Annotated in this window: 11 protein-coding genes; 5 read left to right on the top strand and 6 right to left on the bottom strand. The window is 39.6% G+C overall.

The features are described 5' to 3' along the window. Positions 1 to 22: 22 nt before the first annotated feature. Positions 23 to 3208 carry an HD domain-containing phosphohydrolase gene (locus tag N523_RS0116025; protein WP_028835362.1) on the bottom strand — a complete coding sequence of 1062 codons (3186 nt, stop codon included), beginning with the start codon at positions 3206 to 3208 and terminating at the stop codon, positions 23 to 25. A gap of 220 nt (positions 3209 to 3428) precedes the next feature. On the opposite strand from N523_RS0116025, the gene N523_RS0116030 reads away from it, so the two are divergent. Continuing rightward, positions 3429 to 4127, top strand: a complete 699-nt coding sequence (locus tag N523_RS0116030) for a 2'-5' RNA ligase family protein (protein ID WP_028835363.1) — start codon at positions 3429 to 3431, stop codon at positions 4125 to 4127. 46 nt (positions 4128 to 4173) lie between these two features. Here the strand turns inward: N523_RS0116030 and N523_RS0116035 are convergent, their stop codons facing one another. The 3 genes from N523_RS0116035 to prmB all read right to left on the bottom strand — a co-directional run bounded on the left by N523_RS0116035 (position 4174) and on the right by prmB (position 6811). Continuing rightward, a complete protein-coding gene (locus tag N523_RS0116035; RefSeq protein WP_028835364.1) occupies positions 4174 to 4560 on the bottom strand; it encodes a DUF4112 domain-containing protein in 387 nt (128 codons plus the stop codon). Between the two features lie 126 nt (positions 4561 to 4686). Further along, on the bottom strand, positions 4687 to 5784 hold the full coding sequence (gene aroC / locus N523_RS0116040; protein ID WP_028835365.1) for a chorismate synthase: 1098 nt from the start codon (positions 5782 to 5784) through the stop codon (positions 4687 to 4689). A 91-nt stretch (positions 5785 to 5875) separates the two neighbouring features. Next, positions 5876 to 6811 carry a 50S ribosomal protein L3 N(5)-glutamine methyltransferase gene (prmB, locus tag N523_RS0116045; RefSeq protein WP_013464520.1) on the bottom strand — a complete coding sequence of 312 codons (936 nt, stop codon included), beginning with the start codon at positions 6809 to 6811 and terminating at the stop codon, positions 5876 to 5878. 296 nt (positions 6812 to 7107) lie between these two features. Here prmB and smrB point away from each other — a divergent pair, with 296 nt between their 5' ends. Together smrB and N523_RS0116055 are read left to right on the top strand one after the other, a co-directional pair. Further along, positions 7108 to 7665 carry an endonuclease SmrB gene (smrB, locus tag N523_RS0116050; protein ID WP_016899440.1) on the top strand — a complete coding sequence of 186 codons (558 nt, stop codon included), beginning with the start codon at positions 7108 to 7110 and terminating at the stop codon, positions 7663 to 7665. Positions 7666 to 7697: 32 nt separating this feature from the next. Then, on the top strand, positions 7698 to 8621 hold the full coding sequence (locus N523_RS0116055) for an AEC family transporter (RefSeq protein WP_028835366.1): 924 nt from the start codon (positions 7698 to 7700) through the stop codon (positions 8619 to 8621). Positions 8622 to 8687: 66 nt separating this feature from the next. Here the strand turns inward: N523_RS0116055 and sixA are convergent, their stop codons facing one another. Beyond that, a complete protein-coding gene (gene sixA / locus N523_RS0116060) occupies positions 8688 to 9164 on the bottom strand; it encodes a phosphohistidine phosphatase SixA (protein ID WP_024602806.1) in 477 nt (158 codons plus the stop codon). 184 nt (positions 9165 to 9348) lie between these two features. Between sixA and N523_RS0116065 the strand changes: the two genes are divergently transcribed. After that, on the top strand, positions 9349 to 12072 hold the full coding sequence (locus tag N523_RS0116065; RefSeq protein ID WP_028835367.1) for an insulinase family protein: 2724 nt from the start codon (positions 9349 to 9351) through the stop codon (positions 12070 to 12072). A gap of 51 nt (positions 12073 to 12123) precedes the next feature. After that, positions 12124 to 14364: a sensor domain-containing protein gene (locus tag N523_RS0116070; RefSeq protein ID WP_028835368.1), complete on the top strand. Its 2241-nt coding sequence runs from the start codon at positions 12124 to 12126 to the stop codon at positions 14362 to 14364. Here the strand turns inward: N523_RS0116070 and N523_RS0116075 are convergent. After that, entirely contained in the window at positions 14361 to 14555 is a 195-nt protein-coding gene (locus tag N523_RS0116075; RefSeq protein ID WP_024602809.1) for a hypothetical protein, read from the bottom strand. The two genes, N523_RS0116070 and N523_RS0116075, sit on opposite strands and share 4 nt — an antisense overlap. Between the last annotated feature and the right edge of the window lies 1 nt (position 14556).

A 14556-nucleotide genomic window follows, 5' to 3' on the forward strand; every position in this document is an offset into this window, starting at 1 on the left:
CGCTAAGTCATGCTCATTGTTGTTATGACAAGTATTGAGAGATATCTACCTCATCTATTTGTTCAGCACTGAGGTAGCGTTTAGCGTAATCAAGATAAATACCTGAACTTAAAAACAGTTCAAACACGGCTTTATCAACATGATGATCGGCCACCATTTTGGCTAATATACTCATCGACTCGCTGAGTGTTTTTGCCTTTTTATAGGGTCTGTCGGCCGCCGTTAGGGCTTCAAAAATATCAGCTAGCACCAATACTCGTTCTGGTATCGATAAGTCATCCGCATTGAGTTTACGCGGGTAGCCAGTTCCTTTTAATGTTTCATGGTGAGTAGAGGCATAACGCGGTACGCGCTCAAGTTCTTTAGGGAACGGCAGTGTATCGAGCATACGTATCGTACTTATCATGTGCTCATTAATTTTAAACCTATCCTCTTTAGTAAGAGTGCCTCTTGAAACTGTTAAATTATAAAGCTCCCCTAGGTTATATTTATATTTACATGGGGCAATTTTAATCCCTAAACGCTCATCATATTCAATCGGCTTATCATGAGGAATTAAGTGCCAAGGTTTATCACTGAGTAATTTTTCTGTGATGGGAAGCGTGTCATCAGTCCCTTCATAGCGATACATTTCTACTGGTGAAAGCCCCAACTTATCGTCAAAATGACGCTGCCAAGTAATATTACTCAACGCAGTTAAACGCTCAAGGGCAGCTTCTGTGATTTTTTCGCCGCCAATATTACATTGTGCAATAAAAGCAAAGTCGTCCAGCAACTGTTGCTGTTTAGCTGCCAACTGCTTGGTTAAGTCGAGCTGATTTTGAGGACTGTGTTGCAATGATTTATAGTAATCAAGTTCGGCATCTCGCCAAAGTACCTCAAAACGCGTTCTAATTTCATGAATACGATTATAAATAGTCTCCAGCTTAGTGCCTTTATCAACTATGTGCTCTGGAGTGGTTATTTTACCGCAATCATGTAGCCAAGCGGCTAAACTAAATTCTTCAACCTCATCATCATTTTTAAACTTAAACCCTTTAAAAGCGGGTAACTCTGACTCTGAAGCGGCCTTAGCAAGCTCAATACCGAGCTCAGGTACGCGCTCGCAATGCCCCGCTGTATAGGGAGATTTATCATCAATGGCTTGTGCTATTAACTCGATAAACGACGCCATGAGTGCTTTTTGACTGTCTTCATGTTGCTGTATCGACTTACTCATATCAACCATAGAGTAAGCTAACGTATTAATTTCTTTAATATGACTTTTTAAAGTCGAGACTTGTTTAAACTGCCGATTTTTAATTTTATTGTTTTCACCCACCAGCGTTTTAATAGGACCGACAATGGGGGATGCAAAAAACCACGACACTGGTAACATCATAATTAAGCAGGCAACCGTAATTATTATTGAAAGCTTTATTTTTTCTCTTGTGGAGCTCAATACATCTTCTTTAGAAACCATAATGGCTAAATAGCCCGTACTAGCTAGCGCTAAATAATCAGATAGTGGCTTAATAAAAACATACTGTTCTTTACCATTAATGTTCACTAACTGTAGCTTAGAGAAATTACTATCATCATCCAATAAAGTGATTAATTGCTCATCAGGAACAGTGCCTACAATTTTTGATTTTTTCCCTGAGTTAGTATTGAGCCATTTATCACTAAGCTGTTGTTTAAATTGCAGAGGAAGTTGCGTGGCTGCGTAATCAAACAAAGCTTTTAATTGCGCGTCTTGGTTTTGAAACAATAAATGGTAGTCATTTGAAAAAAGCGCGGCACTGTCTTCATCAAGCGGATTGTATTGGATCCCCTCAATAAAAAATTGCTGCTGTATATATTGCAATACGGCTTTGCTGTCTATTCCCGCATAAGTATCACCATTGGCAACATGCATTAACAACGCCTTTGTGTTGGGAACTTCCACGAGGTTAATTTCTGGAAATTGCGCTCGTAATATTTTTACAATTGACCAGCCCTCTCCCACCGCAACTGACTTACCAGCAAGTTGCTGCATATGGGTAATTGGTGGATTGTTTTGTTGATTAACAATACTTAAAGGCAAAGTTACCATGGGTATACTGAGCATACCCAATGCATTATTCGATGCTGTATTAAGTACCGGATGAATCACATCTATCTGCTTATTTTCAAATAAATTAAGTAATTCTTGCCAACTGAGTCCATTAATATAATTAACCTTAATACCCAACAGTTCAGCAATCGCATTTATATATTCAACACTGTAGCCTTTAGGCTTACCACTGACACTAAAATCCATAGGTGCCCAATTGGTTTCATTTGAAACTGTGATAGTAGGATATTTGGCAACTATTTTTTGCTGTTGCTCATCCAGTATCAACCGATTTAGCCTTGCCTCAACCGTTGAGCTAAAGGGCTGATTTGATGCAATAATTTCTCCTTCTCGGTTATAAATAAGTAACTGTGTTGAGCTGTGCATCTCCAAACGCTGTTGCTGTTCGATTAAATAATTAGACATGTTATCAACGATAATCCCTAAGCCAAGCACATGGTTTTTACCCGCTATTTTAATCGAATACGTTTGCCCAGAGGTTTGTAAATGGGTAAATAGATAAGGCTTGGTTTTGTTTACTTGCTGTGAGTTTGCTTGCTTAAACCATGCTTGCTCGCGGGGATCAAAATACGTCGGTTTTTTGGTTTTTTCTCTTAAGCTAAATGACGCATCAAAATAAAGCGTTTGCTGTATTCTTTGCCCTTCTTCAGATTTTATTTGAATAACGACCCAGCGGTCATTATCCGTTGCACCAAGGCGCTGACGAACCATCGCACTACTTTCAAGATTAATAACCTCAAAAAAGTCACCATTGTTATAGCCCATATAAAAAGCATAAAACAAAGGGTTCAAATCCATCATTTCACTTAATACATTTCGTAGCTCTGTTTTATCTGAAAGGTTTTCACCGACTAACGAGGTGTTTTTTACCATCATATATAAAGTATTTTCAGATTTTTCATTAATGCGTGTTAGGTAATCAGCAACCGATTGAGTGGTCATATTAAAGTGTTGCACATTCGACTCGAGCGCCATTTTTTCACTGAAATAATACTGTAAGCTCGTGGCTATAATAGCGGTAATAGACGTTGCCAACACAAATACTGCCACAACCGTTAAACGAATAGAAAAGCGTACTGTTTTTGTTAACTTTTTAAGCGCTTTAAATATCATTGAACGTTCCTTGCGACACTTTTAAAAGCAGTAAATATACGTCGTTGAAAATTGCAATTTAGCAATATTCAAAGCCTATGAAGTAAGTTAATCATTAATTGTTTGAGCTAAAATAATATTAGTCACAAAATCAGAAATTTAAAAACTTTATGCCATTATTTACTGAACACCTAATTGCGCTTACCATATGCAAACTAAAAACCTAAATGAATACACTCTTATGGTTAAACAACACACCACTAAAGCATGGCCAGTTAGCATTCTTACTTTTTTAGCGCTACTGAGTGCCTCTGCCAATAGTTATGCAAAAAGCGTGAGTATTAACGTGTTTGCTATTCCCTCTTCGCCAATTGTTGAGCTCATGGCTACAACCAGCAATGAACTAGCCAAACAGCAAATAACCACGTTTTATCAGCAAGGCTTACCCGTGCATGCCACATTATATTTGACTGATTATCCGCAAGAGGCACAAAATGAAATTAAGCAGGTGGTGGGGCGTATTGTAAAGAAACATCAACCTTTTGAAATTAAAGCCAATGGGTTTAGTGTATCTGCCAGTAATTGGGCCTTTATAGACTTAGAAAAATCTTATCAGTTACAACGCTTAGCCGATGAAGTGACACTTAAACTTGAGCCACTTCGCGATCATCAAGCGCCAGTACCAAGTTGGGTAAAGCATTACCCTAATAAACTCGTGGCCTTTGAGCGTTATGGTAGCCCAAATGTGTTTCAAAACTTTCAGCCACATTTAACCCTACTTGCAAATGAGCAAAACCCTGCATTGGCTGCGTTTAATAAAGTCATGCAAGCTGAGCCACCGCAAGCACAAGGTGAAATAATTGGGATTGGAATTGGAATTTCTGATCAGTTTGGGCAACAAAAACAGGTCATCGCTAAGTACTTCTTTGATACCAAATAAATAATTAATAATGGGAGCTAATTACACATTTATTAACTTAAATGGTTTATGGATTTGTGGTTAGCTTATCGCTTAAATGCTTTTTAAGTATGCGGGTGTTGCGCGTATTTGCTTTGAACATAGCATCAAAAATATCACCAAAAAATGGAATAAGCCCACCTACAAAATCAACTAACATGTTTAAAATAATCCGGCTTTTTACTCGCTTACCAACACCCAATCGCTGCGCTTCAATTAGTACATACCCAGATAAAATAAGCCCGGCTAAATCGCCTACCACTGGCAATAGCCCTATCAATGATTCGACACCGAAACTAAATTTAGTAAACGGAATACCAATGCTGCTGTCGGTAAAGCGGCTAAACTCTTCAAGCCGTTTTATGGTGGCTTTATATTCAGCTTGTGTAACGTGAGATTGATTATTTTTTTGCATAATAACTGCTCTTTATTTTTAGGTGCGCTAAGCACATGGAAATTATTGAGCGGCAATAAAGATGTATAGCCTGTACATAATAAACGCGCTAGTGCGCGTTTATTATTAATTTATAGTAAAGCGCGCTTAAATAGCGCCTTTAATTGGCCCATGTTCGTGGTTAACATGTGGGTTTTGACCGCGTTGACGTAGTAAATGATCCATTAAAGTAATGGCCATCATTGCCTCAGCAATCGGAATAGCACGAATGCCTACACAAGGATCGTGACGACCTTTGGTGATCATCTCGACCGCTTCATTTTCGGTATTAATACTATTACCGGGAATGGTAATGCTTGATGTTGGCTTAAGCGCAATGGATGCGATTATATCTTGCCCTGTAGAAATACCTGCCAATACGCCGCCGGCATGATTTGAGGTAAAACCATCAGGGGTTAACTCATCACGGTGCTCTGAGCCTTTTTGCTCAACCACATCAAAGCCATCGCCAATTTCAACGCCTTTTACAGCGTTAATACTCATTAATGAATGTGCAAGTTCGGCATCTAGCCTATCAAATACCGGCTCACCTAAACCAACAGGCACATTTTTAGCGACCACCTTGAGTTTCGCGCCCACTGAGTCGCCTTGCTTTTTAAGCTCGCGCATATATTCATCGAGTGCTTCAAGCTTGCTAACGTCTGGGAAAAAGAATAAGTTATTTTCCACCTCATCCCAATCGTAATTTTCAGCTTTAATTGGCCCTAATTGGCTCAAACACGCACGTACTTCAATACCATGAAATTGATTTAAATACTTTTTAGCAATAGCGCCTGCGGCAACCCGAATAGCGGTTTCGCGCGCAGATGAACGGCCACCACCACGGTAATCGCGAAGGCCGTATTTGTGCCAGTAGGTATAGTCACCGTGGCCTGGGCGAAATACGTCTTTAATTTTGCCATAATCTTGTGAACGTTGATCGGTATTTTCAATTAATAAACCAATGCTAGTACCAGTGGTTTTACCTTCAAAAACGCCCGCTAAAATTTTGATTTGGTCGCTCTCACGGCGCTGCGTGGTATAGCGACTTTGCCCAGGTTTGCGTCTGTCTAAATCGTGTTGTATGTCGGCCTCAGTGATTTCAAGGCCTGCGGGCGTGCCATCCACTACGCCGCCTAATGCAACGCCGTGGCTTTCGCCAAAGGTGGACACTTTAAATAACTGCCCTATGCTATTACCTGCCATTAACTTTCCTCATTCCTAATGACTTATAGCCGAGGATTAACTCGGCTATTGTTTTGCCCAGCCATTTCGGATGAATGGCTAGTATTAATTGTTACTGTGCAAAGTAGGCATCTAGTTGTTGTTTGCTAATAACAAACACCCCTAATCCGCCTTGTTCAAACTCAATCCATTCAAATGGTGCGCCTGGATACAGTGCATCCATATGTACCATAGAGTTACCTACTTCGACAAATAACAAACCGTTATCTGTTAGATGCTCACTAGCTTGATCTAAAATAGTACGTGTTACATCAAGGCCATCGTGTCCCGATGCTAATCCTAGTTCTGGTTCATGGTGGAATTCACGTGGTAAATCAGCCATATCTTCAGCATCAACGTACGGTGGGTTTGCTACGATTAAGTCGTATTTTTGCCCAGGTACACCACTGAATACGTCAGACTGAATCGGTAGTACGCGATCACTTAGTTGATAGTCAGTGATATTAATATCAGCCACTTCAAGCGCTTCATAGGATATATCAACCGCATCAACTTGCGCATTCTCGAACGCTTGTGCCAAGGCAATAGCAATACAACCTGAGCCTGTACATAAATCTAAAATACGCCCTACTGACTCTGGTTTTTCTAACCAAGGGGTGAAGCGATTATTAATAAGCTCAGCAAAAGGCGAGCGAGGAATTAATACGCGTTCATCCACATAAAATGGCATGTTAGCAAACCATGCAATGTTGGTAAGGTAAGGTACTGGGGTAAAATCGTTAATGCGCTCGGCAATCAAGCCCGCTAAACGATTTTTTTCAGTACTGGTTAAACGCGCATGCATCAGCTCTTTGGGTGCATCGATAGGCAAACTAAGCGCCGGTAATAACAAACTTACCGCTTCATCCCATGCGTTATCGGTGCCATGACCAAAGAAAATACCGCTACTTGCAAATTGACTAGTTGTCCAACGAAGCCAATCGTGTAAGGTTGAAAGTTCTGCAACAGCTTCATCTAGGGTTGCTTCTTCTATTAGTAATTCACTCATCAGTATTATCTGCCTGCTACTTTCAAAAAAAATAAACTCAATCGGGGCGCATCATTGGCCCCATGATTGCCCTATTGTATACCCAAGCCACCTCTAGGTGCGAGCGCAGTTAGTGTTAAAAGCGATTTAGGTAAGGCTTTGATTGCAAATAATAGTCACTCTATTGTTCAAATCAATAACGCAGTATAAATCGCTTTTAAACTAACCTTAATGGCGCTGTACTATGCACCTCAAAGCTGCTTGGGTATCACACCTTTTTACTCGATTTTTACCGCTTTTTTGTTTAGACTGCCGCTATGAAAAAAGATCCCCACTCAAACAGCCTAATTAGTCCTGACGACATTGACTTGTTCCGTCAAAGTATCAGTGGTGCGCGTGTATTTAAACAAGACACTCACCGTTTTAGCAATAAACCTAAAGTGTCACAAGCGAAGCAATTTGCCCAGCAAAAAAAGCAACAACAGTCAGAATTTTTCTTTTCTGATGAATATGTGCCCGATATAGACACACATGGTACCGTTAATTATGTGCAACAGGGTCAGGATCGTTTTTTAGCCAAACAACTTCGTCGAGGAGATTTTATTCCTGATTTAACCCTCGACCTGCATGGCTTAAATAAAGAGATAGCCAAAGATGAACTCGCAGGGCTTATTCATGAGTGTAAAAAAAAGCATTACTATTGTGCCTGTGTTGTACACGGAATTGGCGGCCATATCCTCAGGCATAAAGTACCGCAATATTTAGTGCAACACCCCGATGTAATTGCTATGCACCAAGCTCCGCTTGAGTATGGCGGTAAAGGGGCGGTACTCATATTAATTAACTTACCGCAAAGTGATGAGTTTAGACGCTGAGCACTAGAGCCAATCAATAAGAGTCTTTTTTAGTGCATATATTTTCGATTATATTTCCGCTTATTTTTATTGTGTTATGCGGCTACATAGCAAGCCGAAGTCAGTTTTTAGAACGCATTCATATAACAGGGCTCAGTAAATTTACTTTTTACATTAGTGTACCCAGTTTTTTATTTTTAAATATGGCCCAGGCAGACCTAAAAACCAGCGTGAGCTTAAATGGCTTTTTAAGCTTTTATATTCCCGTTATTTTAATTTATTTTTTTGCGCTCATTATTGACCGCTACACTCTCTCTAAACATCCTCAATATGAACGTCACAGTGTATTTGCCCTTGGCAGTAGTTATTCAAATACCGTATTGGTGGGCTTGCCCATTATTATTGCAGCATTAGGTGAGCAAATGATGGGCATTATCTTTATGATCATCACCTTTCATAGCGCGCTATTGTTCACCCTTACCTTTTTAATTAGTGCAAACAGTACCAGTCATGTGTTTTCTTGGTCAACATTTGCCAAAAATATGCTACTCAACCCTGTCGTATTGAGTATTAGCACGGGTTTGTTGGTAAATTTAGCAGGGATTACTTTATTTGCTGATTTAACTAATGGCTTAGCGCTTTTAGCTAAACCTGCCATTGCCTGTGCGTTATTTGTTTTAGGCGCAAACTTAGCTTTTTATAAAATTAGCGATAACTGGCAAGCGGCAGCTATTGCCAGCCTGTTAAAGCTAGTTATATTGCCCGCCTTAGTATTAGTGTTAGGCTCACATGTATTTGCTATTAATGAGTCACTCTTAAAAGTACTCGTATTATTGAGCGCATCCCCCTTAGGGGTTAATGCGTACTTAATTGCATGCCAAATAAAACAACATCAAGATACGTTAGCCAGTGCGGTTGTTTTATCGACAGTTTTGAGTGTGGTGAGTTTTAGTATGTGGTTAACAATTCTACTGTAGACAAATACCTAAAAGTATTGGCATTTATCTAACAGAAAGTGGCTTAGCTAAATGCTAATATACACACTATGCATCTACATTCGCTGGTGCATTAATGGTGATATAATCACTTTTGTGGCGAGTTTCATCATAACTAATTTGTGCAACAGCGCCGGTATTAAAAATAGGCATGTGCCCAGCACACAACTGATCAACCAAATAGCTCACCATAGGCATATGGGCAACCACAAGCCAAGTATCGCATTCTGGATGAAGCGCAATTAACGTTTCTAAGTAATCTGCAGCAACCTGCGGGTTACCTTCAGGAATAATATCTTGGCAGGTCTCTTCAAATAAAAAGGTATTATTTTTTTTAACACCCTCAGCTGTTTGCTGCGCTCTTACATAAGGACTCACTAATAACCCCGTTGGAGCATGCTTTTTTTGTAACCACAGCCCCATTTTTTCTACCTGCTGATGGCCCAAAGGAGTCAAATTTCTACTGACATCATCAGAGTGCATCGGTATTGCTTCACCATGACGCATTATCAAGATTGTTTTCATAAAAAATCAACCAATTAAAGAATATAAAACAGTAGCCAGTTTGCTCGAATTTCCGCTATATTAATAACTCAAACCTATTTATTTTCTTAAAATAGTTCTTTCATGATGTTCAGGTAAATAGCATTGCATTCCTGAAGTTATCATCTGTTGTTAACAATTATACGTTTAGTTTCAGGAGCATCATTTGAAAATCAGCACCAATGATAACAGAGCTTACCGCACACTAACACTGGACAATGGTCTAAAAGTACTTTTAGTGCACGATCAAGACTCAGCAAAAGCTGCCGCATCCATGGCTGTTAACGCTGGTCACTTTGATGATCCGCTTGATAGACAAGGCCTAGCGCACTTTTTAGAGCATATGTTGTTTCTAGGCACTGACCTTTATCCTGAATCAGGAAGTTTTAATAATTTTGTCTCGCAGTCTGGTGGCAATACCAACGCGTGGACTGGCACAGAGCATACCTGCTATTTCTTTGATATTAATAACCATCATATTGAAACAGCATTAGCGCAATTTAGCCGGTTTTTTATAGCGCCTACATTAAACCCAGCAGAAACAGAAAAAGAACGTAATGCTATTGAGGCTGAGTTTAAATTAAAAATTAAAGACGATGGCCGTCGAATTTATCAAGTGCATAAAGAAACGGTTAACCCAGAACATCCTTTTGCTAAGTTCTCAGTGGGAAACTTGCAAACATTAGCAGATAGAAAGCGCTGTATTAGTGATGAATTACGTGACTTTTTTAATCAGCATTACCAAGCTCAGTGGATGACGTTAGTGATTTGTGCCAATGAGTCATTAGATACACTTGAGGCATGGGCAACCCAGTATTTTTCCCAGATAAAGGGAGATAAACACCAATTAAAGCCACCTATAGAAGCGCCGCTTTATCGCAGCCAAGACTTGGGTAAGTTGCTTCATATTGAGCCACACAAACATGTACAAAAGCTGATTATTAGCTTTGCCATGCCAAACATTGACGATTTTTATCGTCATAAAACGGTCAGCTTTATTGCGCACTTACTAGGTTATGAGGGGCAAGGCTCGTTGTATTCTGTGCTTAAAGAGCAAGGTTGGATCAATGCCCTCTCTGCAGGTGGCGGAATTAATGGCAGTAATTTTAAAGACTTTAATATTAGTATGGCGCTGACCGATGAAGGCATTGAATACTACGAAGATATTATTGAAATGGTGTTTGAATACATTTGTTTAATTAATAACAACACCAGCAAATTACCTCGCCTATATCAAGATAAGCAAAAACTATTACAAATCGCATTTGATAACCAAGAAAAGTCTCGCCTAATTGATTGGGTCAGTAATTTAAGTATTAACATGCAACATTACGATGAAGTTAATTACTTACAGGGTGACTATTTAATGGAGGGCTTTAAAGCCAGCACGCATGAAATGGCTATGCAGTGGTTAACTCCGCACAACATGCGTTTAGTGCTTATTCATCCTGATGTAGAGCCTGAACACACAGCTGCTTGGTATAACACCCCCTATAAAATTGAAAAATTGTCGCTACATTGGCTCGAAGCACTTGCACAGATTAGCCAGCCACAAAGTGAAATGCTATTGCCCACGGCTAATCCTTATTTAGCTAAAGATGTCATTTTATATCCGGTTGAATCACAGCAACGACATCCAACATTACTGGTAAAAGAAGCAGGCTTTGACTTTTGGTTTAAACAAGACGCCACCTTTAGAGTCGCCAAAGGGCATTTTTATTTAGCCATGGACTCTGACTTTGCAGTAAAAGATGTGAAACATATGGCCCTGACGCGGTTATTTTCAGATTTATTCATGGACAGTGTTGGCGAACAGTTTTACCCAGCGGAACTTGCGGGCTTAAGTTATCACTTAACCTCTCATCAAGGTGGCTTAACGCTTCATACTGCGGGGCTTTCTTCAAGCCAACTCGAATTAGTCGATCAGCTGATTGATGCACTATTTAACGTAAAAATTTGTGCCAAACGCTTTGCAGAATATAAAAAGCAATTAGTTAGACATTGGCGTAATAGCAATCAAAACAAACCCGTTAGTGAGCTATTTAGTATTTTAGGCGCTAAAATAATGCCGTGGAATCCTCAGCCTGACGAGTTAGCAAATGCACTCAAAGACACCTGTTTCCATCAGTTTAATGAATTTAGACAAGCGTTTTTTAATGCCCTTCATGTTGAGTCTTTTTTACATGGTAATTGGCAGCAAAATGATGCGCTTGAGTTTCAAAAGAAGGTCGCTCAGCACCTTAAAAAATCAGCCGTTATCAACGATTTAAAGCGCCCACTTTATGAAATTACTAAAGTGACCCGCTACGAGCTTGAACTTGCCTGCAGCGATAATGCCATGGTGATTTACTACCAAGCACAAAGCGATGACGTTATTGAAAAAGTGAAAATGATGGCGCTAAATCATTTAATTAATCAAGATTACTTTAATGAACTCAGAACCACGCAACAACTCGGTTATTTAGTAGGCGCAGGATACGCTCCTTTTAATACCCGTGCTGGTATTGCCTTTTATATACAATCACCAAAATTTGAGCCCACCACGTTACTGCACAGGCATAATTTATTTATTAGCCAGTATTTAGCAACAATTAATGAACTAACAGAACAAGACTGGCTGCAACAAAAACATGGATTAACAACCCATATTGCTGAAAAAGACAAAAATTTGCGTTTACGTTCACAACGTTTATGGCTTGCTATAGGTAATGGCGATCATCGGTTTAATATGCAGCAACGCCTGCTGGATTCTTTAAACGCATTAACGCTTGAAGATTTAAAAGCCTACGCCGCTGAAATTTTTAATGCAGATCGCCCAAGATATGAGCTTTTAAGTGCCAAATCTGTGAATTTGTCTGAGAAACTACCACTTTATTCGCATTCTCTTTGACTCTTGCTCGCGCTTGATTTAGATTGTCTTTTGTTAATAAGAAGTAAGACAATGAAAAAAATCAAAATAATAAAATACATTCTATTGTTGGCCTCTTTGGCCACAGCCTACTCAGCGAGTGCATTCGAGTCATCTTTTAACTTGAATTTAAATGCGCTGGTCGTGAGCGTGTGCGCAATAATGTCGTTAGTTGTGGTTTATTTGTTAACGATTGTTCACTCACTCAAGCGTTCACACTCTCAATTACAGCTTTCTGAAAAACGATTAAAAAGTACCGTAGAAGGCAGTGGTGATACTCTATGGGATTGGAATATCAAAACCGGTAAAGTTATTCGTATCAATGACAAATACGTGATGAATAGTAATAACCTAGTAGAATTTCCACCGAATAAAAGCTTGATCCACCCCCGCGATTTAACCCATGTTGATTACCTACTAAAAAAACACTTTGCCGAAGAAAGTACTTTTTTTGAAGCAACTTATCGTATTAAAGACAGCTTTGGTAAATGGCACTGGGTGCTCGACCGCGGAAAAATCATTGAAAAAGACGCTAACCTAAGCCCACTGCGAATGACTGGCACAGTCAGAGATATCTCGCAGTTAAAATCAACGGAAGATCGACTTAACTTATTTGCAAAATGTGTTGAGTCACTCACTGATGCGCTGGCCATTTATGATAAAGACTTTAGGCTTGTGGATATTAATCCCAGCTTTTTAACTTTGTTTGGCGGCGTACGCGAGCAATACCTAAAGAAAGAGTTTCATTTAGCCGGTTACGACAAAGGCTATATAGAATCCATAAAAAATACCGTTAGAAAGCACGAACATATTCAAGAAGAAGTAAAGCTTCGCAATAGCGATCATGCTCTGCTGCCATTTGAAATTTCAATAGATGAAATTAAAAACGCACAAAATCAAATAACCAATTATGTGGTGGTGTATTCAGATTTAACCGAACGTAAAAAAACCGAATCTGAACTGAATAATTTATCAAACCGAGATCGCACCACCAGCTTACCTAACCGTAATTTGTTTTTTTCTGACTTACAAAAACTCGCAAAGCAGCACTCTCATCATGCATTACTCGTATTTGATTTAGATAACTTTAAAAAGATAAACGACTCATTAGGCCATCAATTAGGTGATAGTTTACTGGCAAAGCTTGCTATGCGTTTAAATAAGCTCACCCGTGAGAATGACGTATTTTATCGCCTTGGCGGCGATGAATTTGCGCTAGTTATGTCAAACACCAACGATATTCTCACTATCACTCGCATGGCTAAACAGTTTTTGGCGGCCATAGCTACACCATTTAAAATGGCAGGCCATGAACTTGCTATCACCTCAAGCGTTGGTATAGTGTTGTTCCCCGAAGATGGTAACACCCCCGAAATACTATTAAAGAACGCCGATACTGCGATGTATCATGCTAAAAAGAAAGGCAATAGCTACCTGTTCTTTAATGACACCATGAACCGCCAAGCAGTAAAACGACTGCAAATAGAAAACCTAATGCGCTTTGGCTTAAAAGAAGATCATTTTGAGGTGTATTACCAGCCTAAAATGAATATTCGTACTGGTAAGCTTGCTGGAATGGAAGCGTTGGTGCGTTTTATTACCCCGAAAAAGGGGGTTATTAGCCCAGGGGTATTTATTCCAATTGCCGAAGAAACAGGGCAAATTATTGAAATTGGTGAGGTAGTTTTAAACAAAGCTTGTCGCGATGTAAAACAGTGGTTAGATGCAGGCTTATTTAATGCCCGTGTTGCTGTTAACTTATCAGCAAAACAATTTAGCCTACCCGATTTAACCTCGCGCATAGATGTGATTTTACAAAAAAATGAACTGCCCTCGTACTTTTTAGAGCTTGAGATAACTGAAGGCACCGTAATGGACGACCCACAAGAAGCCATTGCGATTATGCGCTCTTTAAGTGCCCGTGGTATTCACTTAGCAATGGATGACTTTGGTACCGGCTATTCATCACTTGCGTATTTAAAGCAGTTTCCACTCAATACGCTTAAGGTAGATAAAGCCTTTATCGATGATATGAAGACTGAACGTGGCCGCAATATGGTGGACTCTATCGTCACTATTGCGCATAACCTTGATTTGCATGTAGTTGCCGAAGGGGTGGAGCAAGCGTCGCAAATAAGCATACTTGAAGAGCTAAACTGTGAAACACTGCAGGGTTATTACTACTCTAAACCACTCTCAAAAGATGAATTTACTGCGTTTTTAAAACAACAACAAAGCCAATCAAAACTCAGTTTAATTAGAGCGACCAGTTAAGCACGCCATAGACACGCATTTACACCTATATTGCGTATCAATGCACGTCGATAATGCATATTAAACAAGCACCAAGCAACAGGACCAAACACGCCACCTAAAAATAACCAGCGTTTAACAGGCATTCCCTTTTTAATGGTTTCTAAATACATAAGCGCTATAAATACACCGCTAAGCAAAATAAATAACACC

This window comes from Pseudoalteromonas sp. 23_GOM-1509m (assembly GCF_000518425.1).
Lineage (GTDB): Bacteria > Pseudomonadota > Gammaproteobacteria > Enterobacterales > Alteromonadaceae > Pseudoalteromonas > Pseudoalteromonas tetraodonis.

Coding starts and splice junctions, on each gene's coding strand:
- N523_RS0116025 (WP_028835362.1), bottom strand. CDS start 3,208: ATGATATTTAAAGCGCTTAAAAAGTTAACAAAAACAGTACGCTTTTCT.
- smrB (WP_016899440.1), top strand. CDS start 7,108: ATGAAAAAAGATCCCCACTCAAACAGCCTAATTAGTCCTGACGACATT.
- N523_RS0116030 (WP_028835363.1), top strand. CDS start 3,429: ATGGTTAAACAACACACCACTAAAGCATGGCCAGTTAGCATTCTTACT.
- sixA (WP_024602806.1), bottom strand. CDS start 9,164: ATGAAAACAATCTTGATAATGCGTCATGGTGAAGCAATACCGATGCAC.
- N523_RS0116035 (WP_028835364.1), bottom strand. CDS start 4,560: ATGCAAAAAAATAATCAATCTCACGTTACACAAGCTGAATATAAAGCC.
- N523_RS0116070 (WP_028835368.1), top strand. CDS start 12,124: ATGAAAAAAATCAAAATAATAAAATACATTCTATTGTTGGCCTCTTTG.
- aroC (WP_028835365.1), bottom strand. CDS start 5,784: ATGGCAGGTAATAGCATAGGGCAGTTATTTAAAGTGTCCACCTTTGGC.
- prmB (WP_013464520.1), bottom strand. CDS start 6,811: ATGAGTGAATTACTAATAGAAGAAGCAACCCTAGATGAAGCTGTTGCA.